Source organism: Aurantiacibacter odishensis (assembly GCF_003605195.1).
In the GTDB taxonomy this organism is placed as follows: Bacteria; Pseudomonadota; Alphaproteobacteria; order Sphingomonadales; family Sphingomonadaceae; genus Alteraurantiacibacter; species Alteraurantiacibacter odishensis.
Map to the genome: position 1 here is coordinate 588897 of NZ_QYOS01000025.1, position 26295 is coordinate 615191.

24 protein-coding genes are annotated in these 26295 nt (G+C 63.5%); 12 read left to right on the forward strand and 12 right to left on the reverse strand.

What is annotated here, in order from left to right; all coding sequences use genetic code 11:
* Positions 1 to 30 precede the first annotated feature (30 nt).
* From gshB to rsmI, 3 genes are read right to left on the reverse strand one after another with little or no spacing between them, the layout of a single operon-like run.
* On the reverse strand, positions 31 to 984 hold the full coding sequence (gene gshB, locus D4Q51_RS14795) for a glutathione synthase (protein ID WP_120078578.1): 954 nt from the start codon (positions 982 to 984) through the stop codon (positions 31 to 33).
* A gap of 25 nt (positions 985 to 1009) precedes the next feature.
* Positions 1010 to 1360: a YraN family protein gene (locus tag D4Q51_RS14800; protein ID WP_120078579.1), complete on the reverse strand. Its 351-nt coding sequence runs from the start codon at positions 1358 to 1360 to the stop codon at positions 1010 to 1012.
* Positions 1357 to 2193, reverse strand: coding sequence for a 16S rRNA (cytidine(1402)-2'-O)-methyltransferase (gene rsmI, locus D4Q51_RS14805; protein WP_240624779.1), 837 nt, complete (start codon positions 2191 to 2193; stop codon positions 1357 to 1359). Before rsmI ends, D4Q51_RS14800 begins: the two co-directional genes overlap by 4 nt.
* 39 nt (positions 2194 to 2232) lie before the next feature.
* Here rsmI and D4Q51_RS14810 point away from each other — a divergent pair, with 39 nt between their 5' ends.
* The 5 genes from D4Q51_RS14810 (at position 2233) to D4Q51_RS14830 (ending at position 8865) form a co-directional block, all read left to right on the forward strand.
* The gene (locus D4Q51_RS14810; protein WP_240624782.1) at positions 2233 to 3396 is read left to right on the forward strand and encodes a penicillin-binding protein activator; all 1164 of its coding nucleotides are present in this window, start codon (positions 2233 to 2235) and stop codon (positions 3394 to 3396) included.
* Positions 3397 to 3458: 62 nt separating this feature from the next.
* Positions 3459 to 5450 carry a DNA topoisomerase IV subunit B gene (parE, locus tag D4Q51_RS14815; RefSeq protein WP_120078581.1) on the forward strand — a complete coding sequence of 664 codons (1992 nt, stop codon included), beginning with the start codon at positions 3459 to 3461 and terminating at the stop codon, positions 5448 to 5450.
* Between the two features lie 24 nt (positions 5451 to 5474).
* Positions 5475 to 6752, forward strand: a complete 1278-nt coding sequence (locus tag D4Q51_RS14820; RefSeq protein ID WP_120078582.1) for a serine hydrolase — start codon at positions 5475 to 5477, stop codon at positions 6750 to 6752.
* A 70-nt stretch (positions 6753 to 6822) separates the two neighbouring features.
* Positions 6823 to 7674 carry an AAA family ATPase gene (locus D4Q51_RS14825; protein WP_120078583.1) on the forward strand — a complete coding sequence of 284 codons (852 nt, stop codon included), beginning with the start codon at positions 6823 to 6825 and terminating at the stop codon, positions 7672 to 7674.
* A 9-nt stretch (positions 7675 to 7683) separates the two neighbouring features.
* Complete coding sequence (locus D4Q51_RS14830; RefSeq protein WP_120078584.1) at positions 7684 to 8865, forward strand: vWA domain-containing protein; 1182 nt, start codon at positions 7684 to 7686, stop codon at positions 8863 to 8865.
* Between the two features lie 6 nt (positions 8866 to 8871).
* Here the strand turns inward: D4Q51_RS14830 and D4Q51_RS14835 are convergent, their stop codons facing one another.
* A complete protein-coding gene (locus D4Q51_RS14835) occupies positions 8872 to 9612 on the reverse strand; it encodes a glutathione S-transferase family protein (RefSeq protein WP_276309496.1) in 741 nt (246 codons plus the stop codon).
* Between the two features lie 66 nt (positions 9613 to 9678).
* Between D4Q51_RS14835 and D4Q51_RS14840 the strand changes: the two genes are divergently transcribed.
* Entirely contained in the window at positions 9679 to 10032 is a 354-nt protein-coding gene (locus tag D4Q51_RS14840) for a hypothetical protein (RefSeq protein WP_162925351.1), read from the forward strand.
* Here the strand turns inward: D4Q51_RS14840 and D4Q51_RS14845 are convergent.
* Positions 10026 to 11228, reverse strand: coding sequence for an exo-beta-N-acetylmuramidase NamZ family protein (locus D4Q51_RS14845; RefSeq protein ID WP_120078587.1), 1203 nt, complete (start codon positions 11226 to 11228; stop codon positions 10026 to 10028). The genes D4Q51_RS14840 and D4Q51_RS14845 overlap by 7 nt on opposite strands.
* On the reverse strand, positions 11225 to 11770 hold the full coding sequence (locus tag D4Q51_RS14850) for a DOMON-like domain-containing protein (protein ID WP_162925352.1): 546 nt from the start codon (positions 11768 to 11770) through the stop codon (positions 11225 to 11227). Before D4Q51_RS14850 ends, D4Q51_RS14845 begins: the two co-directional genes overlap by 4 nt.
* A 61-nt stretch (positions 11771 to 11831) precedes the next feature.
* On the opposite strand from D4Q51_RS14850, the gene tyrS reads away from it, so the two are divergent.
* From tyrS to D4Q51_RS14875, 5 genes are all read left to right on the forward strand, one after another.
* The gene (gene tyrS, locus D4Q51_RS14855) at positions 11832 to 13064 is read left to right on the forward strand and encodes a tyrosine--tRNA ligase (RefSeq protein WP_120078589.1); all 1233 of its coding nucleotides are present in this window, start codon (positions 11832 to 11834) and stop codon (positions 13062 to 13064) included.
* A gap of 71 nt (positions 13065 to 13135) precedes the next feature.
* On the forward strand, positions 13136 to 13474 hold the full coding sequence (locus tag D4Q51_RS14860; RefSeq protein WP_120078590.1) for a PilZ domain-containing protein: 339 nt from the start codon (positions 13136 to 13138) through the stop codon (positions 13472 to 13474).
* Between the two features lie 77 nt (positions 13475 to 13551).
* Positions 13552 to 14862, forward strand: coding sequence for an MFS transporter (locus D4Q51_RS14865; protein ID WP_120078591.1), 1311 nt, complete (start codon positions 13552 to 13554; stop codon positions 14860 to 14862).
* A 4-nt stretch (positions 14863 to 14866) separates the two neighbouring features.
* Entirely contained in the window at positions 14867 to 15787 is a 921-nt protein-coding gene (gene cysK / locus D4Q51_RS14870) for a cysteine synthase A (RefSeq protein WP_120078592.1), read from the forward strand.
* Positions 15784 to 16488 carry a dienelactone hydrolase family protein gene (locus D4Q51_RS14875; protein ID WP_120078593.1) on the forward strand — a complete coding sequence of 235 codons (705 nt, stop codon included), beginning with the start codon at positions 15784 to 15786 and terminating at the stop codon, positions 16486 to 16488. Before cysK ends, D4Q51_RS14875 begins: the two co-directional genes overlap by 4 nt.
* Here D4Q51_RS14875 and D4Q51_RS14880 read toward each other — a convergent pair.
* From D4Q51_RS14880 to D4Q51_RS14890, 3 genes are all read right to left on the reverse strand, one after another.
* Entirely contained in the window at positions 16485 to 18221 is a 1737-nt protein-coding gene (locus D4Q51_RS14880; protein WP_120078594.1) for an acyl-CoA dehydrogenase C-terminal domain-containing protein, read from the reverse strand. The two genes, D4Q51_RS14875 and D4Q51_RS14880, sit on opposite strands and share 4 nt — an antisense overlap.
* Positions 18221 to 18607 carry a phosphoribosyl-AMP cyclohydrolase gene (gene hisI, locus D4Q51_RS14885; RefSeq protein ID WP_120078595.1) on the reverse strand — a complete coding sequence of 129 codons (387 nt, stop codon included), beginning with the start codon at positions 18605 to 18607 and terminating at the stop codon, positions 18221 to 18223. The genes D4Q51_RS14880 and hisI overlap by 1 nt, the downstream gene beginning before the upstream one ends.
* Positions 18608 to 18930: 323 nt before the next feature.
* Positions 18931 to 19590 (reverse strand): ComF family protein, encoded by a 660-nt coding sequence (locus D4Q51_RS14890; protein ID WP_120078596.1) that lies wholly within the window; start codon positions 19588 to 19590, stop codon positions 18931 to 18933.
* 42 nt (positions 19591 to 19632) lie between these two features.
* Here D4Q51_RS14890 and D4Q51_RS14895 point away from each other — a divergent pair, with 42 nt between their 5' ends.
* Positions 19633 to 20412 carry a class I SAM-dependent methyltransferase gene (locus D4Q51_RS14895; protein ID WP_120078597.1) on the forward strand — a complete coding sequence of 260 codons (780 nt, stop codon included), beginning with the start codon at positions 19633 to 19635 and terminating at the stop codon, positions 20410 to 20412.
* On the opposite strand, the gene ppdK is transcribed toward D4Q51_RS14895, so the two are convergent.
* The 3 genes from ppdK to D4Q51_RS14910 all read right to left on the reverse strand — a co-directional run bounded on the left by ppdK (position 20395) and on the right by D4Q51_RS14910 (position 26279).
* Positions 20395 to 23067: a pyruvate, phosphate dikinase gene (gene ppdK / locus D4Q51_RS14900; RefSeq protein WP_120078598.1), complete on the reverse strand. Its 2673-nt coding sequence runs from the start codon at positions 23065 to 23067 to the stop codon at positions 20395 to 20397. The two genes, D4Q51_RS14895 and ppdK, sit on opposite strands and share 18 nt — an antisense overlap.
* Before the next feature lie 120 nt (positions 23068 to 23187).
* Positions 23188 to 25347 (reverse strand): glycine--tRNA ligase subunit beta, encoded by a 2160-nt coding sequence (gene glyS, locus D4Q51_RS14905; protein ID WP_120078599.1) that lies wholly within the window; start codon positions 25345 to 25347, stop codon positions 23188 to 23190.
* Complete coding sequence (locus D4Q51_RS14910) at positions 25344 to 26279, reverse strand: glycine--tRNA ligase subunit alpha (protein ID WP_120078600.1); 936 nt, start codon at positions 26277 to 26279, stop codon at positions 25344 to 25346. The genes glyS and D4Q51_RS14910 overlap by 4 nt, the downstream gene beginning before the upstream one ends.
* Positions 26280 to 26295 lie beyond the last annotated feature (16 nt).

The window sequence follows — 26295 nt, forward strand, 5'->3', positions numbered from 1 at the left end:
GGGGCAGATCGGTCCTGTCACATTACCTGCTTACATCGAGGCATGTCGCCGCTCCAGCGCGTCCCAGATCATTCCGGCGGTGTTCGTGCCGTTGTACTTGTCGATGGCGACGATGCCCGTCGGGCTGGTCACGTTGATTTCCGTCAGCCATTCGCCGCCGATCACGTCGATGCCCACGAAAGTGAGGCCGCGGCGCTTCAGTTCAGGCCCCATCGCGGCGCAAATTTCCTGCTCCCGCTCGGTGAGTTGAGCGGCTTCGGCAGAGCCTCCCTGCGCGAGGTTGGAGCGGAACTCGCCCTCGCCCGGCTTGCGGTTGATCGCGCCCGCCACCTCGCCGTCCACCAGCACGATGCGCTTGTCGCCCTCCGATACGCTGGGGAGGAAAGGCTGAACCATGTGCGGTTCGGGCCATGTCTGGTTGAACACCTCGAAAAGGGCGGAGGTGTTGGTGCCGCTCTCGTCGATCTTGAAGATCGCCTTGCCGCCATTGCCGTGCAGCGGCTTCACCACGACGGCACCGTGTTCCTTCTGGAATTCGAGCACGTCTTCCAGCTTCCGGGCGATCAGCGTGGGCGGCATGAATCGCGCGTAATCGAGCACGAACATCTTTTCCGGCGCGTTGATGACTTCGCGCGGATCGTTGCTGACCAGCGTCTTGCCCTTCAGTCGGTCGAGCAGTAGCGCGGCGCTGATGTAGCCGAGGTGGAATGGCGGGTCCTGCCGCATCAGGATCACGTCGATATCCTCGGCAAGGTCGATCTTTGCCAGCGCCCCTGCGGAGAAGTGATCGCCTTCCACCCGCTGCACGGTGACGGGCTTGGCCCAGGCGGTGATCTTGCCTGCATTCCACGCCAGCGTCGTGACGTCATAGTGCCACAGCGAGTGCCCGCGCGCCTGCGCTTCCAGCATCAGGGCAAAGCTGGAATCACCTGCGATCCTGATCGATTCCATCGGGTCCATCTGCACGGCGACGCGAAGGCTCATGGTATTTTCCTCGTTCTGCGGGCCATCATGGCATCCAGGCGTTTTCGATGTGGCGAGGCGGCGTGCCGGGCGCAAGCAGGATCACGTCGATCCGCATGTCCTCGCCTGCCGTCGCATATTCATGCGCCACGCTCGTCGCGGCGGCGGCAACGCGCGAGAGGCGGTGCTCGTCGATGGCGAGATCGAGGTCTGCGGCACGTTGACGCCACTTTACCTCGACGAAGGCAATCAGGCCCTCGCGCCGGGCTACCAGGTCGATCTCGCCCACCTTGGTCTTCCGACGCTGCGCGACGATCTGCCAGCCCTGCCCTTCCAGCCAGCGCGCGGCCTCGTCCTCGGCCCTGCGACCGCGCTGTTCGGCTAGCTGGCGCTTCATTGCGATTTCAGTTCCATCGCGCGGGCATACAGCGCCTTGCGGTCCAGCCCGGTCACCTTGGCCACCTGCGCCGCGGCCTGCGAGGGTTTCTCGATCTCCAGCAGTTCGCGCATCATCGCGTCGGCATCGTCCGCGTCGTGCTCCTGCTCGGGCGGAGGGCCAACCAGCAGCACGATCTCTCCCTTGGGCGGGTGCGCCTCGTAGTGGGCTAGCAGGTCTTCGGGCGATCCGCTGCGGCATTCCTCGAACATCTTGGTCAGTTCGCGCGCCACGGCGGCTTCCCTGCCCGGCAGGACTTTGGCGATGGCGGCAAGGCTCTTGGCAAGGCGCGGGGCGGTCTCGAAAAAGATAAGTGTGGACTGAACGCGGCCCAGTTCCTCCAGCACGTCCGCCCGTGCCTTTTCCTTGGGCGGCAGGAACCCTGCGAACAGGAAGCGGTCGTTGGGGAGGCCGGACAGTGCCAGCGCCGTTAGCGGAGCATTGGCACCCGGCAGGACAGTGACGGGCACACCAGCCTCGCGCGCTTCGCGCACCAGGCGAAAGCCCGGGTCCGACACCAGCGGCATCCCAGCATCGCTCACCAGCGCAACGGCGCGGTCCTGCATCGATGCGATCAGCCGGGCGCGGTCGTTCGGCGCGGAGTGATCGTCATAGCGCCAAAGGGGTTTGGAAACGCCCAAGTGCCTGATAAGCTTCTGTGTCACGCGCGTATCTTCACACGCAATCCCGTCACACCGTGCCAGCACGTCGGCCGCCCGCATGGTGATATCGCCAAGATTGCCAATCGGCGTCGCGACTATATAGAGGCCGGGAGATAAGGATGGTTCGCTCACCTTTGCGGCCATGGACCAGGTTCAGCGGAGCAAGCAAGCATGTTGGGTAATTTCAAACGCATTATGGCGGCGATCACGGGCAGTCTGCTGCTCGCGGCGTGTCAGGTGATCCCGGGCGCGGAGGCTCCGCGCCCAGATGCGGGCGGCCCGGTGATCGATCAGCCGACTGCACCGGATTCCGCCGTCCTGCCCGAGGATGAAGACCGGCACCGCGTAGCCTTGCTCGTGCCCATGAGCGGGAGCAATGCAGAGGTTGGCCAGTCGATCGCCAACGCGACGACCATGGCCTTGCTGGATACCGGCGCACAGAACCTGCGCATCACGACCTACGACACCAACGCGGGTGCGGGCGCCGCGGCCAGCCGCGCGATCAGCGACGGCAACCGCCTGATCCTCGGGCCGTTGCAGCGCGACAACGTAGGCGCTGTGCTTGAACAGGCACGGCCCAGGGACATTCCGCTGATTACTTTCTCCAACGACACCACGGTCGCGCGGTCCGACGTGTTCGTGATGGGCCACATCCCCGAGCAATCGGTGGTCCGCTCTGTGAACTTCGCCTTCGACCAGGGCGCCAGCCGGTTCGCGATTCTCGCCCCGCGGGGTGACTATGGCAACCGCACGACGGCAGCGGCGGAGCAGGCCATCCTGGCTCGCGGCGGCACCGTGGTGAACGTGCAGCGCTACGATCGCGGCAACACCTCCATCATCAGCGCGGCGGACCGGCTGACGACGGCGGGCGGCTTCGATACGGTGCTGATCGCCGACAACGCGCGTCTTGCCGCCATGGCCGCTCCGCGTCTGAAGGACGCTGGCGATGCCCTGCCCTCCATCATCGGCACCGAGTTGTGGAGCCGGCAGGACAGTCTTTTGAGCGCGGGCGCCATGCGCGGTGCCTGGTTCGCTGCCGTTCCCGATGATCGCTATCGCCAGTTCGCCAGCAGCTACGAATCGCGGTTTGGTGAGCAACCGTTCCGCATCGCTACGCTGGGTTACGATGCTGTCCTGTTGACCCTGCGCCTCACGCGCGACTGGGAACCGGGCACCGATCTGCCTGCGGGCCTGCTGACGACGGACGGCGGTTTCTTGGGTCTTGATGGCCCGATCCGCTTCCAGACCAACGGCCTTGGCGAGCGAGCGATGGAAGTGCGACAGGTGGGCAACGGGGCCTTCACCGTGGTCGATCCGGCCCCCACGGGCTTCTAACCGACGGATAAGTCACCCCTGCCCGCTTGTAGGCACGGATTCCCCGTGCCTATATCGTGAACATGAGTGACGACCTGTTCGAGAACGCGCCGCAGGGCAGCGGAGACTACGATTCCTCCTCAATCGAGGTGCTGGAAGGGCTGGAGCCCGTCCGCCGCCGCCCCGGCATGTACATCGGCGGCACGGACGATCGCGCGCTGCATCACCTCGCGGCCGAAGTGCTCGACAACTCGATGGACGAGGCCGTGGCAGGCCACGCCAACCGCATCGAGATGGTGCTGGAGGAAGGCAACCGCCTGACCATCACCGACAACGGTCGCGGGATGCCGGTGGACGAGCACCCGAAATTTCCGGGCAAGTCCACGCTCGAAGTCATCATGACCACGCTGCACTCGGGCGGCAAGTTCTCTGGCAAGGCCTATGCCACCAGCGGTGGCCTGCACGGCGTGGGCGTTTCCGTGGTCAATGCGCTTTCAAGCTTTACTCGCGTGGAAGTGGCCCGGAACAAGCAGGTATTCGCGCAGGAATTCTCGCAAGGTCTGCCGCAGGGGAACATCACCAAGGTTGGCGACACCCCCAACCGCCGCGGCACGAGCGTCACCTTCGTGCCTGACACCGAGATTTTCGGGGATCGAAAGTTCAATCCGAAACGCCTGTTCAAGCTGGCACGGTCGAAGGCCTACCTGTTCGCTGGGGTTGAGATCCGCTGGAAATGCGCCCCCTCATTGGCCAGCGAGGAAGTGCCCGCAGAGGCGTCCTTCCAGTTTCCCGGCGGCCTTGCGGACCACCTTAAGGAACAGGTCGGATCGCGAGAATGCGTCACCACCGACTTCTTCACCGGCAAGCAGGATTTCCCCGAGAACGAGGACGGCGTGCAGCAGGGCAGCGTCGAGTGGGCCGTGGCGTGGCCGCTGTGGTCTGACGGTTCGACGAGCTGGTACTGCAACACCGTGCCCACCCCTGACGGCGGCACGCACGAGGCGGGCCTGCGCGCCGCGCTCACAAAGGGCCTGCGTGCTTTCGGCGATCTCACCGGCACCAAGAAGGCCAAGGATATCACCGCCGACGACGTGATGACCGGCTCGGAAATCATGCTGTCGGTCTTCATTCGGGATCCGCAGTTCCAGAGCCAGACGAAGGACCGCCTCACCAGCCCAGAAGCCGCGCGCCTCGTCGAGAACGCGGTGCGCGATCATTTCGACCATTTCCTGTCCGACAACATGGAGCGCGGGAAGGCGCTGCTCGGCTCCGTCATGGAGCGCATGGAGGAACGCCTCAAGCGCAAGCAGGAACGCGAGATCAAGCGCAAGACGGCGACCAACGCCAAGAAGCTGCGCCTGCCCGGGAAGCTGACCGATTGCAGCGGCGAAACAGACGCGGAAACCGAACTGTTCATCGTCGAGGGCGATTCCGCAGGTGGCAGCGCCAAGCAGGCGCGCGACCGCAAGACGCAGGCGATCCTGCCCATTCGCGGCAAGATTCTGAACGTCGCCAGCGCCAGTGCCGACAAGATCCGCGCCAACAGCGAGATCGCCGATCTTGCGCTCGCGCTTGGTTGCGGGATGCGCAAGGATTGCGACCCGGAGAACCTGCGCTACGACCGCGTCGTCATCATGACGGACGCCGATGTCGACGGGGCCCACATCGCCACCCTGCTGATGACGTTCTTCTTCCAGGAAATGCCGGAACTGGTGCGCAAGGGTCATCTCTACCTGGCGCAGCCGCCGCTCTATCGCCTGACCGCCGGGAAGGAGAGCCGCTACGCCCGCGACGACGAGCATCGTGCCGAGCTGGAAGAAACCGTCTTCAAGGGCAAGAAGGTGGACGTGGGCCGGTTCAAGGGCCTTGGCGAGATGAATCCGCAACAGCTGCGCGAAACCACGATGAACCCGGAAACCCGGTCACTGGTGCGCATCACCCTGCCAGAACAGCATGAGCAGCGTTTCGCGGTGAAGGAACTTGTCGACCAGTTGATGGGCCGCAATCCGGAACATCGCTTCAACTTCATCCAGAACCGCGCAGGAGAGTTGGATCGGGACCTGATCGACGCTTGATCGCAGGAACATTCGGGGGAAGCCATGATCCGCAATTTGTTGTTGGCCATCGCGATGACCATCATGCCGTCATCCGTTTTCGCCCAGAGCAGCGAAGACGCCACTCGGCTCGAACAGCGCGGCGAAGATATCACGGCCGCCATGCGCGGCGAGGCAATCTATGGCGAGGTCTTCGCTGATGGCTTCGTCAATGCCGTTCCTGAAGCGCAGTTCCTGGCTATGCTCGGCCAGATCGAGAGTCAGTTCGGGCCGATGATCGGGATCGAAACAGTCAAGCCGGTCACTCCCAATGGGGCTGAGATCGCGATCCGGTTCGAGCGCGGTCTTGCCAGCGGATCGTTCACACTCGAAGATGCCGCGCCTTTCGAGATTACGGGCTTCGTATTGAACGATATCCGCCCCATCGGCGATTCGGTCGAGCAACTGATTGATGACATCGCTGCCCTTCCCGGCGAAACCAGCATCCTCGTCACAGGACTCGGAGATGGCGAACCGATTGCCGCGCACAACGCAGACACCCAATTCGCCATTGGCTCCACGTTCAAGCTTTATGTCCTGTCTGCCCTGGCGCGCTCGATCGCGGCAGGCGAACGCGACTGGGAAGACGTGGTGCCGCTATCGGTGCGCAGCTATCCCAGCGGCGTCTCTCAGGATTGGTCGCAAGGCTCGCCCGTCACCCTGCATACGCTGGCCACACTGATGATTTCGATTAGCGACAACACCGCGACTGACCAGCTGATCGCCGTTCTGGGCCGCGATGCCGTGGAAGCCGAAGTTGTGGCATCAGGCCATGCTGATCCGCATGCGATGCTCCCCTTCCTCACCACCCGCGAGCTGTTCGTGCTGAAATCCGGCGATGAAATCGACCCTGAGGAATATCGCGGTGCTGATATCACGTGGCGCCGCGAAGCTCTTGCCAGTCTGGCAGGCATCGAACGTGACGAAGCCCAAGTGCGCAATGCCTTCACATCCGGTCCGAACAGCATCGAAATCGAATGGCTTGCTTCGGCCAACGATATTGCCGCTGTGCTGAACCGGATCGTGGCACTGGAGGACAAGACGGCGCTTGGTATCCTCGCGGTCAGTTCCGGCGTCTCGGATGCCATGCGCGCCGATTGGGACTATGTCGGCTACAAGGGCGGGTCCGAGCCGGGTGTGCTCAACCTCAGTTGGCTCCTGCGGGATAATTCGGGCGACTGGCGCGTCGTCACGATGAGCTGGAACAATGCGGAAGCCGCTGTCGACCAGTCCGCGTTCGAACTACTGGGGATGCGCGCCATTGCGCTGGCGTCGGGAGAATAGCCAACTCGCCTTGCGATGCTGCGCCGCGATATCTAGCTAGCCCGGAGACATTCGTAATTCAGGCAGGCACATGACCCAGCGCTTCACCGGCACCGAAAACTACGTCGCTACCGACGATCTGAAAGTGGCCGTGAACGCCGCTGTTACCCTCCGCCGTCCCCTGCTGGTGAAAGGCGAACCCGGCACCGGCAAGACCGTGCTTGCCCACGAAATCGCCAAGGCCATCGGCGCGCCCCTGATCGAGTGGGGCGTGAAAAGCACCACCAAGGCCCAGCAGGGGCTCTACGAATACGACGCGGTGGCCCGCCTGCGCGATGGCCAGCTGGGCGACGAGCGGGTGCACGATATCTCGAACTACATCCGCAAGGGCAAGCTGTGGGAAGCCTTCACCAGCCCCGAGCTGCCCGTCCTGCTGATCGACGAGATCGACAAGGCCGATATCGAGTTTCCGAACGACCTGCTGCAGGAACTCGACCGCATGGAGTTTGACGTTTACGAGACGGGCGAACGCATCGCGGCGAGAGAGCGGCCCATTGTCGTCATCACCTCGAACAACGAGAAGGAACTGCCCGACGCCTTCCTGCGCCGCTGTTTCTTCCATTACATCAAGTTTCCCGATGACGAGACGATGCGCGCAATCATCGACGTGCATTTCCCGGACATCCAGAAGCGCCTCGTTACGCAGGCTTTGGAAATTTTTTATGAGCTGCGTGGGGTTCCGGGCCTGAAGAAGAAGCCCTCGACTTCCGAACTGCTCGACTGGCTGAAGCTGTTGCTGGTGGAAGACACGCCGGTGGAGGTTTTGCAGAACCGCGATCCCACCAAGGCCATTCCGCCGCTGCACGGCGCGCTGCTGAAGAACGAGGCTGACGTCATGCTGCTGGAGCGGCTCGCCTTCATGGCACGGCGCGAAAACCGCTAGGCGGGCCGCGTGCTTCTCAACTTCCTCGACGAACTGCGCGGCGCGGGCATTCGCGCCAGCCTGAAGGAGCACCTGACCCTGCTGGAGGCGCTCGACAGCGATGTGATCGAGCGGCGGCCGGAGGACTTCTACTACCTTGCCCGCGCGACTTACGTGAAGGACGAGGGCCTGCTCGACCGGTTCGACGAAGTATTTCACAAGGTCTTTCACGGTGTCTTCTCTGATCTGGGCGAAGATCAGGCGACAATCCCGGAGGAATGGCTCCGCGCCGTCACCGAGAAATTCCTTTCCGACGAGGAGCGCGCCGCGATCGAGCAGCTGGGCGACTGGGACGAGATCATGGAGACGCTGAAGAAGCGTCTGGAGGAACAGGAAGGGCGCCACGAGGGTGGCAACAAGTGGATCGGTACGGGCGGCACCAGTCCGTTCGGCCATTCGGGCTACAACCCGGCCGGCGTGCGGATCGGCGGCGAAAGCCGCAACCGGCGCGCCATCAAGGTGTGGGAAAAGCGCGAATTCGCCAACCTGGATTCCAGCAAGGAACTGGGTACCCGCAATATCAAGGTGGCGCTGCGCCGCCTGCGTCGTTTCGCCCGCGAAGGCGCTGCCGACGAACTGGATCTGGACGCCACCATTCGTGGTACCGCGAAACAGGGGTGGCTCGATATCCGCATGCGTCCCGAACGCCACAACGCGGTGAAACTGCTGCTTTTCCTGGATGTCGGCGGATCGATGGACGATCACGCGAAAGCGACCGAGGAGCTGTTCAGCGCGGCCACCAGCGAGTTCAAGAACATGGAGTTCTTCTACTTCCACAACTGCCTCTACGAGAGCGTGTGGAAGGACAATTCACGCCGCTGGAGCGAGCGCATCCCAACCTGGGATATACTCCACAAATATGGCCACGACTACAAGATCGTGTTCGTCGGTGACGCGGCAATGAGCCCCTACGAGATCGCCTGGCCCGGCGGCAGCGTGGAGCACATGAACGAGGAGGCAGGCGAAGTATGGTTGCAGCGGGTGGTAGACACCTACCCCGCCGTCGCCTGGCTGAATCCCAACGCGCAGCGGGGGTGGCAATACACGCAGTCGACCCAGATGATCCGGCAGATCATGAGCGACCGTATGTTTCCGCTGACGCTGGACGGGCTTGACGATGCCATGCGCTCGCTCACCCGCAAGCAGGGCTAGCGCAGCCTAGAACTCGCGAGGGACGGCCGCGAACATCGCCTTTGCCGCGGGCCGATCGTTGATCTGCTCGATCCAGCGTACCAGCCCCGGCGTGTCGTCGGTATTCACCAGTTCGGCAAACCCGCGCTGCATCCCATTGGCAATGGCGAAGTTGCAGATATCGGCGAGGGAATAGACGCCTCCAGCCAGCCACTCGTTGTCGCGCAGGTGATCATCCAGCCGCTTCACGCTCACGGCGATCTTGCGCATTTCCTCGTCGAGCATGTCCTGCGGAAAGCCTTCGCGTGCGCGCCGCCATTTCACCTGCTGCTCGGGCACCGGGATGCGGCCAACGACCTTCTCGAAGTCCTCGTCCGAAAGGTCTTTCACCATTTTGCTGACATGCCGGTGCCACCCGATGGTGGAGACACACCAGCAGAAATATTCGTCCACCCACTTGGCCCAGACGCGCATCTGCGCAACGTCGTAATGGCTTTGCGGGCGCAGTTTCACGTCGGTGGGGTACGCGTCTTCCAGGTATTCGCAGATCACCGTGCTTTCGGTAATGATCCGGCCATCGTCTTGAAGGGCAGGCACCTGACCTCGCGGGTTGATCGCCTTGAACCAGTCCTCGTGATGCTCGAACCTTGCCGGATTGAGCAGGCGATGGTTGAATTCCAGGCCCTTCTCGTAAAGCGCGAGTGTCGGCTTCAATGAATTCGCGCCCGGTCCAAAACTGTAGAGTGTCAGCAATGGTCTCTCCCTCATGAGCTTTGCGCTCGTTTGAAGAAGGTATCGCGCAATGATACGATGCGCGTCAAAGGAGAAACGGAAATGAAGGTATTTCTTCCCCTTATCGCACTCGCGACAATCGGCACCACGACGCCGAACGAGCCGGAGTCGCCAGGTATGATTTTTCCGCCCGATGCATCGCGGGACGCCGTGCAGACACCGGTCCTTGACCCCGACGCCGACTATGCGTGCGAGGAAGATCCGCTGGTCGTTTCAGGAGCGGAAGGCGACGCGCAGCTTTTTCGCGATCCCGCACGGCCTGACACACTGCAACCCATCCGCGCGGTGGATTACCAGGTGAACGGCTGCGGGCTTTTGGTGCTGGCAGACGGAACTTTGATGCGCCCGCCCGAAAACGACGACCGCCAACCGGTGTCGCTGCAACCGGCTCAGTAAAGCAACAGCGGCTCGACTTCTTCACGCCACGCCGATTCGTCAGGTGCCGCCAGCGCATCAAGATCGGCAGGACTTGCGCCTGCGTCATCCACCCATTCGCGCAGCGACGGACCGCCGTTGATCACGTCGATCGCGAGCACGTCCTCGGTGTATTCGTACTTGAAATCCTTGCCGCGCCAGATCTGGTAATCGGAGTAGAGGTTGCGGATCGCCTTGAAGGCCAGCGCCTGCAATCGCCACGGGCGGAAGGCGGCGTGATCGTAGAACCCGCCCTCGGCATGGATCATCAGGGCGTTGCACAGCCGGCCTACGTGCTTGTGAAACGTCGGTTCGAACCAGCAGTCTCGCAACGCACAACCAGCCAGCCATTCGGGGGCGAGGTGCTCCATTTCCGCCAGGACGCGCTTGGCGTCCACATCGGGCGCGCCGAACAGCACTTCCAGCGGGCGGGTGGTGCCCCTCCCTTCAGACAGCGTCGCCCCTTCGATCATCACCGTGCCGGCATAGGCGCGCGCCATGTTGAGGCTGGCTGCATTGGGGCTGGGATTGATCCAGACGCGGGTCTGTGGCCAGCCTTGGCCGGGCCCTTCTGGAAGCCAATCGTGCATGGTGATGACCCGGTAATCCACATCCAGGCCGAAATGGCGGATGAACCAGTGCCCCATTTCGCCCATCGTCAGGCCGTGGCGCATCGGCATGGGTGCAGCACCCACGAAGCTTTCGTATCCCGGTTGCAGAAGCGTCCCTTCCACAGGGCGCCCTGCGGGATTTGGCCGGTCGAGAACCCATACTGTCTTGCCGTGCTTTGCCGCCTCTTCCAGCAGGTAGAGCAGCGTGGTGACGAAGGTGTAGATGCGGCAGCCCAGGTCCTGCAGGTCGAACAGGAACACGTCCGCGCTCGACATCATCTGGCCGGTGGGCCGTCGAACCTCGCCGTAGAGGCTGAAAACCGGGATGCCGTAGACCGGATCGGTCTCGTCGGCGGTTTCCACCATGTTGTCCTGCTTGTCGCCCTTCAGCCCGTGTTGCGGGCCGAACGCGCTCGTCACGTTCACGCCCTCGCCGATCAGCGCGTCGAGGCTGTGCGTGAGGTCGGCCGTGACGGAAGCGGGGTGCGCGACAAGCGCCACCCGCTTTCCCTTGAGCGACTTCAGCAGTTCAGGTTCGGCTAGCAGCCGGTCTATTCCGAATTTCATGCAGCGCGGGTTCGCGCAAGTGCGCCCTCGAAGCAAGCGGGATCGTGAAAATCGGGCTCTTCCTTGTGATGGGAGATAGCCCAGTAGCTCTTCACGCCGCCCTCCTCCTCGATCACCGCGGCCAGCCCGATCGCGGCCGGCGGCTCCGGCATCTGCGAGCGCGGCAGCGAGGCATCGAAGATGGCCATGGCCGTGCCCATGCGCATCACGCAGTCGGGTTCACGCGGGAAAGGCCGCTCGCTCATTCCCTCGCGGTAGTCGCTGAAATCGTAGGCAGCCCAGCGTTCCGAAGGGGACAGGTTGAACTCGGAATAGGACGGCGTGCCGTCCTTCTCCATTATGAAGAGTTCGAAACAGGTGGTTTTCCAGAGGTTGTCCGCCCTGCCCCTGCCTGCAAACTGCGGCAGGACCAGCTTTTGCGGGCCATCGATGCGCCAGCGCACGCGCACCCAGTTATCGGTAAGTGAAAGAATTCGCGCCTCCACCCGGCGTACGGCCAGCGGTGGATGTGCGGCATGTGCGACCAGATCATGCGTTTGCAAGCAAGTGTCCCCGTGCTACGCGCCCCCGTCCTCAACAAATAAAGACGCCAAATCCCCCGAGATGACGACTTACGACTCCGAACTTTTGCAACTGCTCAATGAGCGTGGTTATGTCCATCAGGTCACCGACGCAGCGGGACTGGATGCCCTAGCTGTGCGGCAGACCGTTCCGGGATATATCGGTTTCGACGCGACCGCGCCTTCACTGCACGTCGGCTCGCTGGTGCAGATCATGATGCTGCGCCGCCTGCAGCAGACCGGGCACAAGCCGATCGTCCTGATGGGCGGTGCGACCACGCGCATCGGTGACCCCACCGGTCGCGACGAGAGCCGCAAGATGCTGTCGGAAGAAGACATAGCCAGCAACATCGCTTCGATCCGAACGGTCTTCGAAAAAATCCTGACGTTCGGCGACGGGCCGACCGACGCCGTGATGGTCGACAATTACGACTGGCTCGGCGGGATCGGTTACATCGAGATGCTGCGCGAGGTCGGTACGCATTTCACCATCAACCGGATGCTGACGTTCGATTCGGTGAAGCTGCGGCTCGACCGCGAACAGCCGATGACCTTCCTCGAATTCAACTACATGATCCTGCAGGGTTACGACTTCCGTCACTTGGCACAGGAAATGGGCGTTCGCCTGCAAATGGGCGGCAGCGACCAGTGGGGCAACATCGTCAACGGCATGGAACTGGGTCGCCGAATGGACGGGACAGAACTGTTCGGCCTCACCACCCCGCTGCTGACCACAGCCGATGGCGGCAAGATGGGCAAGACTGCGTCCGGAGCGGTATGGCTCAACGAGGACCAGTTGCCTGCTTACGATTTCTGGCAATTCTGGCGCAACACGGATGACCGCGACGTGGGCCGCTTCCTCAAGTTGTTCACGGACTTGCCGCTCGATGAGATCGCGCGCCTCGAAGCGCTCGAGGGCAGCGAAATCAACGCCGCCAAGATCGTGCTAGCAGACGAAGTCACGAAGCTGGTGCGCGGCGAGCAAGCCGCCGCATCGGCCCGTGCCACGGCAGAGCAGACGTTTGCCGGTGGGGGACGTGGAGAAGACCTTCCGACGTTGATCGTGCCGTCCGAAGGCATCCGCGTAGGTGCTGCCCTGACCGAGCTGGGCTTCACCCAGTCTAACGGTGAGGCGAAGCGCAAGGTGGCCGAGGGGGCGGTAAAGCTTGAGGACGGGACGGTGTCCGATCCGGGCTTCCTCATCGAACTGACAGAGGGCGGCGAAGCGCGGTTGAGCCTCGGCAAGAAGAAGCACGCGATCCTCAAGCGCGGGTAGCTTTACGAAAAGTCCACCATTTCCTGGCATTACCTTCGGCGGGTCAATCGCTTGAAAGGAAATAACAGGTCATGGCAGGCGGCGCACAGCTCTCAGTCACCGATATGCGGCGTTCCACGCGGCACCCGGTGGACTATTCGGTTATCGCGGAGCACTTGCAGCACGGCGACATGACGCTGCGCATTTCCAACATTTCCGCGCACGGTTTCATGGTCGACAAGGTGGACGGCATCAACCGCGGCGATCGCATGATCATCCGCCTGCCCAGCGTGGGCCGGATCGAGGCCTATTGCATCTGGATCACCGACGACCGCGCCGGTTTCCAGTTCGAGCGCATCATCCGCTTCGATTCCTTCGAGACGATGATCGCAGAAATGCAGCCCAACCCTGCGCTCCGCCGCCGCAGTTGAGGCGCATCGGCTGAAGCTTTAGCCGTCCCAACTTCGATTAACTTGGCAAGCGCTGGCCGCGCTGTCATGGCGCGAGGGTGAGTTCAGAGACTTCTCCTTTCCGCATCGCCAATTTCTGCGCCTTCTGGTTCGCGCGCCTTTCCACCACTCTTGCCCAGTACGCGATGATGCTGATCATCGGGTGGCAAACCTACAACCTTGCCCGCGACGGCGGGATGAGCGTGGGTGAGGCATCGGGCCAGCTCGCACTGATCGGCCTGCTGCAATTCGTGCCGCTGTTCCTGCTGACGCCGTTCTCCGGCTTGGCAGCGGACCGGTTCGACAGGCGCAACCTTGGCCGCCTGACCGCGCTGTTGCAGCTTGTCTGCGCTGTCGTGCTGGCGGCCTTCACCTGGAACGAGGCCATGGGCCTGTGGGTGCTCTACGCCGTGGCCGTGGTGCTTGGCGTCGTCCGCGCTTTTGCCGGGCCGGCGCTTTCGGCGCTCGCGCCTAACCTCGTGCCGAAGTCGATACTGCCAAGTGCCATCGCGCTGTCTTCCATTTCCTGGCAGGTGGGCATGATCGTCGGCCCTGCGGTAGGCGGGGTGTTCTACGAGATCGAACCGGCCCTGCCTTATGCCGTGGGAGCGATCCTGTTCCTCGTGGCGGCGATCTGCCTGTCCTTCATCGGCGACCTGCCGAAGCAGAAGCCGCGCGGCCCGGCGCGGCCCATCCAGCAGATCCGCGAGGGCATGGTCTATGTCTGGCGCAACAAGATGGTGCTGGGGTCGATCACGCTGGACCTCTTCGCCGTGTTCCTGGCAGGCGCCACGGCACTGTTTCCGGTCTACGCGCGCGACATCCTGCAAGTGGGGGCGACAGGCCTCAGCCAGCTTGCCATGGCGCCCGCTATCGGCGCTGCGCTCACCGCCCTGTGGTTCTCGTTCCGCCCGCTCAAAAACAACGTTGGCCCGCTGATGCTGATGGCCGTAGCGGCGTTCGGCGGTGCAACCGTGGTGTTCGCCTTCTCCACCTCGATGGTGCTCAGCCTTGCGATGCTGTTCATTGTGGGCTGCGCGGACATGTTCAGCGTCTACATTCGCCAGTCGCTGATCCAGTTGCACACACCCGATGAAAAGCGGGGCCGCGTCTCGGCCGTTTCTCAGCTTACCATCAGCGCCTCCAACGAATTCGGCGATTTCTTCTCCGGCAGCCTTGCCTTCCTGATCGGCCCGGTCGCCGCCGTGGCACTGGGCGGCGTTGGAGCAATCCTTACCGTGGGCCTGTGGGCGGTTCTCTTCCCCGTTTTACGCACCACCCGGACCTTCGACCCGCCTGAAGAATTGGTAGAGACAGAAGACGCGCCGGAAGGCACAATGTTCGGCAAACAGACAGACAAGGGAGCCTGAACCCATGAAGTTCGACAACGTCCTGCAATCCATCGGCAACACCCCGCATATCCGCCTTTCGCGCCTGTTCCCCGACCACGAAGTCTGGGTGAAGAGCGAACGCGCCAATCCCGGCGGATCGATCAAGGACCGCATCGCATTGGCCATGGTCGAGGATGCCGAAAAGAGCGGCGCGCTGAAACCGGGCGGCACCATCATCGAGCCGACCAGCGGCAACACCGGTATCGGCCTTGCAATGGTAGCAGCGGTCAAGGGCTACAAGCTCGTGCTGGTGATGCCCGAGAGCATGAGCATCGAGCGTCGCCGCCTGATGCTGGCCTACGGTGCAAGCTTCGACCTGACTCCCAAGGAAAAGGGCATGAAGGGCGCGCTGGAGCGGGCGGCAGAACTGGTCGGCGAAACCGAGAATGCCTGGATGCCCCAGCAGTTTGAGAACCCCGCCAACGTAGAGATCCATGCGCGCACGACGTCCGTAGAAATCTTGGCCGACTTCAAGGAGGCCCCGATCGATTACATGATCACCGGGGTCGGCACGGGCGGCCACCTCACCGGCTGTGCGGAGGCGTTGAAGAGGGAATGGCCCTCCATGAAGGCTTTCGCAGTCGAGCCCGATCTGTCGCCGGTCATCTCCGGCGGCCAGCCCGGCCCCCACCCGATCCAGGGCATCGGCGCGGGCTTCATCCCCGGCAACCTGCACACCAATGCCATCGACGGCGCGATCAAGGTGGATGCCGAAGACGCCAAGGAAATGGCCCGCCGCTGCGCGCGCGAGGAAGGCCTTCTGGTCGGCATCAGTTCCGGCGCAACGCTGGCCGCGATCAAGAGCAAGCTCGCCGAACTTGACGCTGGCACGCGCGTGCTCGGATTCAATTACGATACCGGCGAGCGTTACTTCTCCGTCCCCGATTTCTGGCCGGGCGAATGAGCGCCTTCGAGCCTGTCATCTACGAGGACGCGGGGACAAGCCTGACCGGCCACGTCGCCCGTCCCGATGGCCAGCCCCGCGCAGCCGTGCTGGTGTTCCCCACGATCATGAACTCCACTCCCGCAGTGGAGGCGAAGGCGTGGGAGCTGGCCGAAGCGGGCTACCTCGCCATGATCGCCGACTTCTACGGCAAGACACCGTCCAGCTTCGACGATGCGCGTGTCTGCGCCAGCGAGATAAGGGAAACGCCGGAGCAATATCGCCAGCGACTGCGCGCTTCACTTCGCGCGCTCGTGTCTCTCGATGGCGCTGGTGAACTCCCAGTCCTGATCATCGGCTTCTGCATGGGCGGACAGGCCGCGCTGGAACTCGCGCGCGAAGGCGCTCCGGTTGCGGCCGTGGCGAGTTTTCACGGGCTGCTGAATACGGATATGCCTGCCGAACCCGGCAAGGTCTCTGCCCGCATCCTCGTCTGCCACGGCGATGCCGACCCGATGGTGCCGCGCCAGCAGGTGCTGAAGTTCTGGGAGGAAATGGACCATGCCGGGGCCGACTGGCATTTCCACTCCTACGCAGGCGTGAAGCACGGCTTCACCAACCCTGCCCCGAACGACAATCCCGCCACCGATTACGATGCCAGTGCGGACCGGCAGAGCTGGGCCGCCATGCTCTCGCTGTTCGACGAGGTGCTGGAAGACTAGGCGCGCAGGAAAGCGTCTTCGGGCAAGGCCATCAGGTTCTGCGCCCCGCCCTCTATCTTCGCGCGGAGGGATGAGGTGAGCGGCAGGGTCGCCTGGGCATAATGGCGGGCGGTAATGCGCTTGGCTTCTGCAAAACCATCATCGCGCGCTTCCACCACATCCGCCATGCGAACCCACATCCAGCCGATTGCCACCACCCCGATCATCTCGAGAAAGGCGTAGGACGCCGCACCGAGCGTATTGGGATCCTCGCCCGCGTTTTCCAGCATCCACCGTGCCGCTTCGCGCGTGTCACCAACCGCCCGCGCCATTGGCTCCGCGATCCATTCCGGCGCATGCTTCAGGTCTGCTTCCACCAAGGCTGCGAAGCGCATGGCGACCGCGCCGCCGTCCTTCGCCAGCTTGCGCCCGGCAAGGTCAAGCGCCTGCACGCCGTTGGCACCTTCGTAAATCATGGCAATGCGGGCATCGCGCACGATCTGTTCCATGCCCCATTCCTTGACGTATCCGTGGCCGCCAAGAACCTGCTGCATCTCCACCGCGGTCTCGAATCCGCGGTCGCTGCCGTAGGCCTTGATGACCGGGGTGAGGAAGGACACCAGCGCATCGGCCTCCCTATCGCCAGCGTGGGCGCGGTCTATCTCCATCGCTGTCCATAGCACCAGTGTCCGGAACCCCTCGGCAAAGGCGCGCGCGTCCATCAGCATCCGGCGCACATCGGGGTGAACCAGCAGCGAATCCGCAGCAGCCGACGGATCGGCTCTCTCGCCCATTCCCCGTCCCTGCTTGCGCTCCAGGGCATAGGCCGCGGCGCGCTGGTAGGCATGTTCGGCATGGGCGAGACCCTGCACGCCAACAGCAAGGCGCGCAGCGTTCATCATGATGAACATGGCCGCCAGCCCGCCGTGCTCCTTGCCTAGCAGCCGGCCCTTCGCGCCATCGAAATTCATCACGCAGGTCGCGCTGCCATTCAGGCCCATCTTGTGCTCGATGGACGCGCAGGAAACTGCATTGCGGCTGCCGTCAGGCAGGATTTTCGGCACGAGAAACAGCGAAATCCCGCGCGAACCGGCAGGTGCATCGGGCAGCTTCGCCAGCACGAGGTGCACAATATTCTCGGTCAGGTCGTGCTCGCCGCCCGAAATGAAGATCTTTTCGCCCGTGATCGCGTGGGAGCCATCACCCTGCGGCTCCGCCTTCGTGCGCATCAGGCCGAGGTCGGTTCCGGCATGCCCCTCGGTCAGCGCCATCGTGGCGAGGTATTCCCCGCTCACGATCTTCTCGACGTAGGCTTCCTTGAGTTCATCGCTGCCCGCCGAGATGATCGTGGACGTCGCACCGCCGACAATGCCGGGGTACATCATGAACCCTGCGCAGGCCGAATTCATGTATTCCTCGAACACGGTGCCCAGCACGTGGCCCATGCCCTGCCCGCCGAACGCCGCGGGTGAAGCGATGGTGTTCCAGCCCGATTCGATCAGTTGTGCGTAGGCTTCCCGGAACCCCTCCGGCGTGGAGACGCTGCCGTCCTCGTGACGGATGCACCCCTGCGCGTCGGAAACGGGGTTCAACGGGGCCAGCACCTCGGCGCAGAACTTGCCCATGCCCTCCACCACGGCCTCCACCGTGTCCTCGTCCAGCTGATCGTAGCCTGGAAGCTCGCAGTCGCTAATTTTCAGGACGTCATTCAGGACAAAAAGCGTATCACGCGTAGGCGCGGACCATCCGCTCATCAATCGTCTCCAATCCGTTCGAGCCTGTCGCCGGTCAGCTTGCGATAGAAGCAACTGCGTGCACCGGTATGGCACGCCGGACCAGTCGGCATCGCCTTCAGCACAAGCGCGTCCTGGTCGCAATCGACGAGGATCGTCTCGACATTGAGCACATTGCCAGAGGTCTCTCCCTTCATCCACAACTTGCCACGGCTGCGTGAGTAGAAGTGGGCAATTCCTGTCTTGCGGGTGGCGTCGAGCGCCTGCTGATCCATGAATGCCAGCATCAGGATCTCGCCAGTTTCGGCATGCTGCACCACGGCGCTAAGCAGTCCGGCCGCGTCGAATTTCGGCATGAAGGCGGTGCCGCTCTCGCGCTCGTTATCGTGAGTGGAAATGGCTCTCATCCTTTCGCAATCGCACAGTAGGTTGCACTCTCTGTACGCATTTGTTGCAAGATAAACACATCCCCGCGGCAAAAACTAACAATAGCTGACATCGCTGTTTGCCTCGCAACCTATCTTTGAGATGAATGCAACGCGGCTTGACGGGCCGCCTGCCATTCCGGCCAGGGAATGGGGGGTCTCGGTGCTACACTGAACTATCAGGGGCATCGTGTTCATGAGGGTTTGGAACAGGCGCGCCTTGCTGGGGGGCTGGCGCGACAGTTCCAGCGATATCGTCACGCGAACGCCCGGGACATTGTGCCCGGGCGTTTTGCTTTTGCCCCTTATCCATCGGCCCGCCACCCCTCGCCGACTCGCGAGAAACAGGCCACGTGGACGCGGCGAACCCCTGCTGTCCTGAGGGCATGGATGCAGGCATTGCTCGTCGCGCCGCTGGTCAGCACGTCGTCAACCAAAAGGACGTTCGCGCCCCGAAGCATCGTCAGCCGGGCCGGGTTACAGGAGATCGCATCCTGCAGCACCTTTGCGCGCTCGATTCGCCCGAGGCCGCCGAGGCTCGGCGTCCGCTTCGGGCGCAGCAGTGCATCGACAGCCAGCGTGACATCCCGGAGCTTGCAGATCTCGCGCGCGATCAGGGCGGACTGGTTGTAACCGCGTTGCCACAGGCGGACACGGTGGAGCGGAACCGGCACAGCCAGCCAGTGACCCTCAAGTTCCGGAAGCCGGGCGGAAATCTGTCGCGCCATCATTCCCGCAAGCGCGATCTTTCGCCCGTGCTTGAAATTCAGCACCAACTGGCGGGCGGCATCGTTGTAGAGCGTGGCGGCGGTCACTTCGCTTCCCGGATCGGAATCGGGGATTTCGAGCGTGGACCAGCACTCCATGCAGAGCCCGCGCTGGGCGGCGATCGCCTGGCCGCACAAGGGGCAGCGCGGCGGATAGATCAGGTCCACCAGCGGGGCGAATGCGTCTTTCACGGACATGCGGGCTATGCTGCTACGGCGAGGATCGGTAGGCAAGCGGGCATGGCCACCAATCCCCCTTCCATCTTTTCGGATTCCCGCCGCAAAGCCAATCGCTTGCGCACGCTTTCGCTGCAATCCGGCATATCGGACCCCGCCCGTTTCGTGCTTGATGACATGGTCGACGACATGGCCGAGCGGCTCGCTTTTGTGCGGCACGAGCCGGAAAAGGCGCTGGTGATCGGAGACTATACCGGGCGCATGGTTGCCGAGGTCCTTCCGGACACCGCCTCCATCCACGCAGCCGATTTTGTAGGCAAGCATGACCTCGATCTTGCCCGGCCATTTCCCGTTTCGGGCTTTGATTTCATCGCAGTGCTTGGCCTGCTCGACACGGTAAACGACCTGCCGGGCGCGCTCATCCACTTGCGGCAGGCGCTGGCGCCGGGCGGGATGGTGATCGCGATGTTCGCAGGCGGCGGCTCGCTACCCTCGTTGCGCAAGGCGATCTATGCGGCCGAGCCGGACAGGCCGGCGGCGCGGATGCACCCGCTGGTGGACACGCGCGCGGCGGCGGAACTGCTGCAACGCGCAGCGTGGAAGGACCCGGTGGTCGATTCGCACGACCTCAAGGTGCGCTACCGTTCGATGGATCGCCTCGTCGCCGATCTGCGCGAGCAGGGGCTTGGCAACGCCCTCGCCTCTCCTGCCCCACGGCTTACGCGCGCCGGGCTGGAGCGTGCGCGGCGGGCGTTCATGGCGCAGGCGGACGAGGATGGTCGGGTCACGGAAACCTTTTCCGTCCTCACGCTCAGCGGCAGGCGGTCACTTGCCGGAACGTAGCGCCGCCTGTGCCGCTGCAAGCCGTGCAATCGGCACGCGGTAGGGCGAGGCGCTGACGTAGTCGAGGCCGACCTTTTCGCAGAAGGCGATGCTTTCGGGGTCGCCACCATGCTCGCCGCAGATGCCCAGCTTGATATCGGGACGCGTGGCCCGTCCGCGTTCGACGGCGATTTCCACCAGCTGACCCACGCCGTCCACGTCGAGCGATACGAACGGGTCGCGGGCGTAGATGCCCTTGTCGACGTAGGGCGACAGGAAGCGCCCGGCATCGTCGCGGGACACGCCCAGCGCGGTCTGCGTGAGGTCGTTGGTGCCGAAGCTGAAGAAGCGCGCTTCCTCGGCGATCTCGCCCGCCATCAGTGCGGCTCGCGGCAGTTCGATCATGGTGCCGGAGAGGTAATCGACGCTCGCGCCCTTCTCCTCGAACACGGTGTTCGCCGTACGCACCACCAGCGCGCGCAGGATCTCCAGTTCCTTCTTCGTGGCGACCAGCGGGATCATCACTTCGGGAACGACGGGCTCCCCGCCCTCCGCCGTCACGTCGCAGGCAGCCTCGAAGATGGCACGCGCTTGCATCTCGTAGATTTCAGGGAAGGTGATGCCGAGGCGGCAGCCGCGGTGGCCCAGCATCGGGTTGAACTCGTGCAGTTCGTTCGCGCGGCGCTTCAGGTGTTCGATATCGACGTCGAGGCTATCGGCCAGCTCCTGGAACTCCTCGTCGCGCGTCGGCATGAACTCGTGCAGCGGCGGATCGAGCAGGCGGATGGTGCACGGCAGGCCATGCATGGTGCGGAAGATCTCGGCAAAGTCGCTGCGCTGTTCGGGCAGCAGCTTTTCCAGCGCCTTGCGCCTTCCGGCCTCGTCGTCGGCGAGGATCATTTCGCGCACGGCCAGGATGCGACCGGCATCGAAGAACATGTGCTCCGTGCGGCACAGGCCGATGCCTTCCGCGCCAAAGCCGCGCGCGGTCTTGCAGTCTTCGGGCGTTTCCGCGTTGGTGCGCACGCCCATGCGGCGGTGCTTGTCCGCCCATTCCATGAGGGTGCCGAAATCGCCCGCGAGTTCAGGCTCGATGGTGGGCACGCGGCCTGCCATGATCTGCCCCGTCGCGCCGTCCAGCGTGATGACGTCGCCTTCCTTCAGCTCACGGCTGCCGATGCGCAGGGTGCGGTCCTTGAGGTTGATCGAGACACCGCTTGCGCCCGAAACGCAGGGGCGGCCCATGCCGCGCGCCACCACGGCGGCGTGGCTGGTCATGCCGCCGCGCGCCGTAAGGATGCCGCGCGCTGCGTGCATGCCGTGGATATCCTCCGGGCTGGTTTCCACGCGCACGAGGACCACGTCCTCCTCGCGGTTCGCCCACAGTTCGGCGGTATCGGCATCGAGCACGATCTTGCCCGAGGCGGCACCCGGCGATGCCGGAAGACCGGTAGCGAGTTCATCGCGCGGCGCATCGGGATCGAGCGTTGGATGCAGCAACTGGTCGAGCGCCATCGGATCGACGCGCAGGATCGCGGTTTTCTCGTCGACCAGACCCTCGCCCACCATGTCCACCGCCATCTTCAGCGCGGCCTTGGCGGTGCGCTTGCCGTTGCGGGTCTGCAGCATCCACAGCGTGCCCTGCTGCACGGTGAACTCGATATCCTGCATGTCCTTGTAGTGGTTTTCGAGCAGGTCGAAGACGCGGGCCAATTCCTCGTAGGCTTCGGGCATGGCTTCTTCCATGCTCGGCAAGTCAGCCCCGGCCGCTTCGCGCCGGGCCTTCGTCAGGTACTGCGGCGTGCGGATGCCGGCCACCACGTCCTCGCCTTGCGCGTTCACCAGCCATTCGCCGTAGTAGTTGCGCTCTCCGGTGGAGGGATCGCGGGTGAAGGCAACGCCGGTGGCGCTGGTATCGCCCATGTTGCCGAACACCATCGCCTGCACGTTGACAGCGGTGCCCCAGTCGCCCGGAATGCCGTTGAGGCGGCGATAGACCTTGGCGCGTTCGGCATCCCAGCTTTCGAAGACGGCGGCAATCGCGCCCCATAGCTGTTCGTTCACGTCCTGCGGGAACGGCTTGCCGCGCTCTGCCGCCACGATCTGCTTGAATTCGCCCACCAGTTCGCGCCAGTCGTCGGCGCTCATCTCGGTGTCGGTGAAGTAGCCGCGATCTTCCTTGGCAATTTCCAGCGCTTCCTCGAACGCGCCGTGATCGAGACCGAGCACGACATCGGAGTACATCTGGATGAAGCGACGGTAGCTGTCCCAGGCGAACCGTGCGTCTTCGGAAGTGGTGGCAAGCCCCTCCACCGTCTCGTCGTTCAGGCCAAGGTTCAGCACGGTGTCCATCATGCCGGGCATGGAGACGCGGGCGCCGGAGCGGACCGAGACGAGCAGCGGATCGGCAGCATCGCCGAAGCGCTTGCCGACGTTGCGCTCGATATGGGCGAGCGCCTCGGCAACGTCGCTGCGCAGCTTGTCGGAGAAGGCTTCTCCGCGGTTGAGGTAGCTGACCGATTCCTCGGTCGTGATGGTGAAGCCGGGAGGGACCGGCAGGCCGATGGAGGCCATCTCGGCAAGGTTCGCGCCCTTGCCTCCGGTCACGGTCTTGTCGCGCTGGCGGGGATCGTCGTGCGGTGCATCGCCGCCGAATGTGTAGACCGTTTGCGTCATGTACTCACCTTTGACCTGGAACGGCGAAGTGGTGGTTTTAAGAAACCTTCGTATCGCTCCAAACTTTTGTTCTTGCGCGGTACTTTCCCGAACGACGGCGTAGGACGTGTAACCTTTGCCCTAACCCTCGATCTTCGAGAAATCCGCCACGTTGTGCACCGCAGCACGGAAACGTGCAAGCAGGTCCAGCCGCGAAGCGCGCTTGTCCTCGTCTGGGTCATTGACCGTCACCTCCTCGAAAAAGGCATCGATCGGGGCGCGAAGGCTGGCAAGGGCAGACATCGCTGCGGCGAAATCTTCCTTTTCAATGGCCTGGCTCGCCTGCGGTTCCGCCGCGTCGAGCGCCTCGATCAGGGCCTTCTCGGCAGGTTCGGGCGTGTAGGACAGTTCGCGGGCGTGGCGCTCGCTCATCTTGGCATCGACCACGGCCTTCATGTCCGGATCGTCAACCAGCGCCAGCGGGTCCTCCTCCCCGGTGCGGGCAATTTCGCCCTCGATGCCGAGCCAGTCTTCCTTCTTGAGAATATTGGCCGCGCGCTTGTATCCGGCGAGGAGGTTGGTGCCGTTGTCGGTCTTTAGGAATTCGGCGAGAGCGCGCGCACGCGCTTCGATCCTGTCGGTTCGTGCATCGGTGTGTCCCTGCCATTCGCGCGATGCAGCGATGTAGTCGTGGCGCACGCCCTCCTCCCGCATCTGCACGGCCAGCCTGTCGGAGAGAAATTCCGCGACGCGCGTGCCGAGCTTTGCCTGGCCCAGCCCGCCCCACGCCTGCGCGGCCTGTTCCAGCGAAAGCTCCAGCCCGTTCGCCTGCACCAGTCGCAGGTAACCCAGCGCGGCGCGGCGCAGGGCGAAGGGGTCTTTCGAACCCGTAGGCAGGATATCGATGTTGAAGAAGCTGAACAGGTTGTCGAGCTTGTCGGCCAGACTCACGGCCACGGTCAGCGGCGCGGTCGGAACTTCGTCGTCCTGTCCCACCGGCTTGTAATGATCGCGGATGGCATCGGCCACATCCTGCGGCAGGCCTTCCTTCTCGGCGTAGTAGCCGCCCATCAGGCCCTGCAATTCCGGAAATTCGCCAACCATTTCGGTAACGAGATCGGACTTGCTCAATTCGGCGGCCTGCCGCGCAAGGTTGTGATCGCCGTTCGGAGCGCGCGCATCGGAAGTGAGCCATTCTGCCAGCTTCGCCACCCGGTCCACCTTGTCGGCCACGGAACCTAGCTTTTCGTGGAAGGTGATCCGCTCCAGCTTCTTCGCGTGTTCACGCAGCGGCGTCTTCTGGTCCAGTTCCCAGAAGAAGCGCGCATCGCTCAAACGCGCAGCCAGCACCTTGCGGTTACCGTCGACAATCGCCGCGCCGCCGTCAGCAGCCTCGATATTGGCGGTGCAAACGAAGGCGTTGGCGAGTTTGCCGTCCGCGTTTTCGCAGACGAAATACTTCTGGTTCACCCGCGCGGTGAGTTGGATGACTTCGGGCGGAACGTCGAGGAAGTCCTCGTCGAAGCGGCCGAGTAGCGGCACGGGCCATTCGGTGAGGCCCGCGTTCTCGATCACCAGCCCCTCGTCCTTGACCAGCTTGAGGCCCGCTTCGGAAGCCACGGCAGCAGCACGCTCGCGCACAATGTCCTGACGTTCCTCGTGGTCAACGATCACGTGGCAGGCGCGCAGCTTCTCGGCGTAGTCGTCGGCGCTGCCGATGGTGATGTCGCCCGAGTGGTGGAAGCGGTGGCCCAGCGTGACCCATCCCGAGGTGACGCCGTGCACTTCGCACTCGACCAGTTCCTCGCCCAGCAGCGCGACGATGCCCGACAGCGGGCGTACCCAGCGCAAGGATTCGGTCGAGCGGGATGCCTCGCCCCAGCGCATGGACTTGGGCCAGGAGAAATCGCGGATGATAGCGGGGATCGCCTCGGCCAGCAGGTCCTTCGTCGCGCGGCCGGGAATGTTCTTCACCGCGAAATACGTCTCGCGGCCCTTCACCTCGCGCACTTCGAGGTCTTCGCGGGAGACACCCTGTTTGCGGCAGAAACCGTCAACCGCCTGATCGGGCGCGCCAAGGGGCGGGCCTTTCTCCTCGCTGCTGACGGGCTGCGTGGCGTCCGGCAGACCGCGCGCAATCAGCGCAAGGCGGCGCGGGGTGGACCATACGGTGATATCGCCCACGTCCACACCGGCAGCATCCATTTCGCGGCGGAACAGCTTTTCCAGTTCGGCGCGGGCCCCTGCCTGCATGCGGGCGGGGATCTCTTCGGAGCGCAGTTCGAGCAGGAAATCACTCATAGCGACCACTCCGGGTATTTCTCTTTCCACGCGGGCGCCATTTTCTCTGCGTATTTCTCGCAGGAGCCGCGCGCCAGATCACGCACGCGGGCCATGTAGCTGGCGCGTTCCTGCACGCTGATCACGCCGCGCGCCTGGAGCAGGTTGAACAGGTGGCTGGCCTCCACCGCCTGTTCGTAGGCGGCGATGGGCACATCGGCATCGAGCGCGTTGCGGCACTCGGCCTCGGCCTTGTTGAACAGGTCGAACAGGGCGTCCGTTTCGGCGACCTCGAAGTTCCACTTCGACATCTGCTTCTCGTTTTCGAGGAAGACCTCGCCGTAGGTTACGCGCCTTTCGCGTCCTACCGCTTCGCTACTTGAGGACGTGCCGCCGTTGAAATTGAGATCGTAGACGTTGTCGACGCCCTGGATATACATGGCGAGGCGTTCGAGGCCGTAGGTCAGTTCGCCCGCAACAGGCTTGCAGTCGAAGCCGCCCATCTGCTGGAAATAGGTGAACTGGGTGACTTCCATCCCGTCACACCACACTTCCCAGCCAAGCCCCCATGCGCCCAGCGTGGGGCTTTCCCAGTCATCCTCCACGAAGCGCACGTCGTGCTTCAGCGGGTCGATGCCGATCACTTCCAGCGACTTCAGGTAAAGCTCCTGGATGTCGGGCGGGCTCGGCTTCAGGATCACCTGGTACTGGTAGTAGTGCTGCAACCGGTTGGGATTCTCGCCATAGCGCCCGTCGGTCGGGCGGCGGCACGGCTGCACGAAGGCGGCGTTCCAAGGTTCCGGCCCCAGCGCCCGCAGCGTGGTGGCGGTGTGGAAGGTGCCTGCGCCCATGCGCATGTCATAGGGTTGCAGGATGAGACAGCCCTGCGCGCTCCAGAAATCGTGGAGGGCGAGGATCATGTCTTGGAAGCTCGTTTGCGGATTGCGGTCCATAGGTGCGGCGCAATGG

What these genes read in the sequence shown, in the direction of transcription:
- gshB (WP_120078578.1), bottom strand. Translation starts at nt 984, where the DNA reads ATGAGCCTTCGCGTCGCCGTGCAGATGGACCCGATGGAATCGATCAGG.
- D4Q51_RS14800 (WP_120078579.1), bottom strand. Translation starts at nt 1,360, where the DNA reads ATGAAGCGCCAGCTAGCCGAACAGCGCGGTCGCAGGGCCGAGGACGAG.
- D4Q51_RS14810 (WP_240624782.1), top strand. Translation starts at nt 2,233, where the DNA reads ATGTTGGGTAATTTCAAACGCATTATGGCGGCGATCACGGGCAGTCTG.
- parE (WP_120078581.1), top strand. Translation starts at nt 3,459, where the DNA reads ATGAGTGACGACCTGTTCGAGAACGCGCCGCAGGGCAGCGGAGACTAC.
- D4Q51_RS14820 (WP_120078582.1), top strand. Translation starts at nt 5,475, where the DNA reads ATGATCCGCAATTTGTTGTTGGCCATCGCGATGACCATCATGCCGTCA.
- D4Q51_RS14825 (WP_120078583.1), top strand. Translation starts at nt 6,823, where the DNA reads ATGACCCAGCGCTTCACCGGCACCGAAAACTACGTCGCTACCGACGAT.
- D4Q51_RS14835 (WP_276309496.1), bottom strand. Translation starts at nt 9,612, where the DNA reads ATGAGGGAGAGACCATTGCTGACACTCTACAGTTTTGGACCGGGCGCG.
- D4Q51_RS14840 (WP_162925351.1), top strand. Translation starts at nt 9,679, where the DNA reads ATGAAGGTATTTCTTCCCCTTATCGCACTCGCGACAATCGGCACCACG.
- D4Q51_RS14845 (WP_120078587.1), bottom strand. Translation starts at nt 11,228, where the DNA reads ATGAAATTCGGAATAGACCGGCTGCTAGCCGAACCTGAACTGCTGAAG.
- tyrS (WP_120078589.1), top strand. Translation starts at nt 11,832, where the DNA reads ATGACGACTTACGACTCCGAACTTTTGCAACTGCTCAATGAGCGTGGT.
- D4Q51_RS14860 (WP_120078590.1), top strand. Translation starts at nt 13,136, where the DNA reads ATGGCAGGCGGCGCACAGCTCTCAGTCACCGATATGCGGCGTTCCACG.
- cysK (WP_120078592.1), top strand. Translation starts at nt 14,867, where the DNA reads ATGAAGTTCGACAACGTCCTGCAATCCATCGGCAACACCCCGCATATC.
- D4Q51_RS14875 (WP_120078593.1), top strand. Translation starts at nt 15,784, where the DNA reads ATGAGCGCCTTCGAGCCTGTCATCTACGAGGACGCGGGGACAAGCCTG.
- D4Q51_RS14880 (WP_120078594.1), bottom strand. Translation starts at nt 18,221, where the DNA reads ATGAGCGGATGGTCCGCGCCTACGCGTGATACGCTTTTTGTCCTGAAT.
- hisI (WP_120078595.1), bottom strand. Translation starts at nt 18,607, where the DNA reads ATGAGAGCCATTTCCACTCACGATAACGAGCGCGAGAGCGGCACCGCC.
- D4Q51_RS14890 (WP_120078596.1), bottom strand. Translation starts at nt 19,590, where the DNA reads ATGTCCGTGAAAGACGCATTCGCCCCGCTGGTGGACCTGATCTATCCG.
- D4Q51_RS14895 (WP_120078597.1), top strand. Translation starts at nt 19,633, where the DNA reads ATGGCCACCAATCCCCCTTCCATCTTTTCGGATTCCCGCCGCAAAGCC.
- ppdK (WP_120078598.1), bottom strand. Translation starts at nt 23,067, where the DNA reads ATGACGCAAACGGTCTACACATTCGGCGGCGATGCACCGCACGACGAT.
- glyS (WP_120078599.1), bottom strand. Translation starts at nt 25,347, where the DNA reads ATGAGTGATTTCCTGCTCGAACTGCGCTCCGAAGAGATCCCCGCCCGC.
- D4Q51_RS14910 (WP_120078600.1), bottom strand. Translation starts at nt 26,279, where the DNA reads ATGGACCGCAATCCGCAAACGAGCTTCCAAGACATGATCCTCGCCCTC.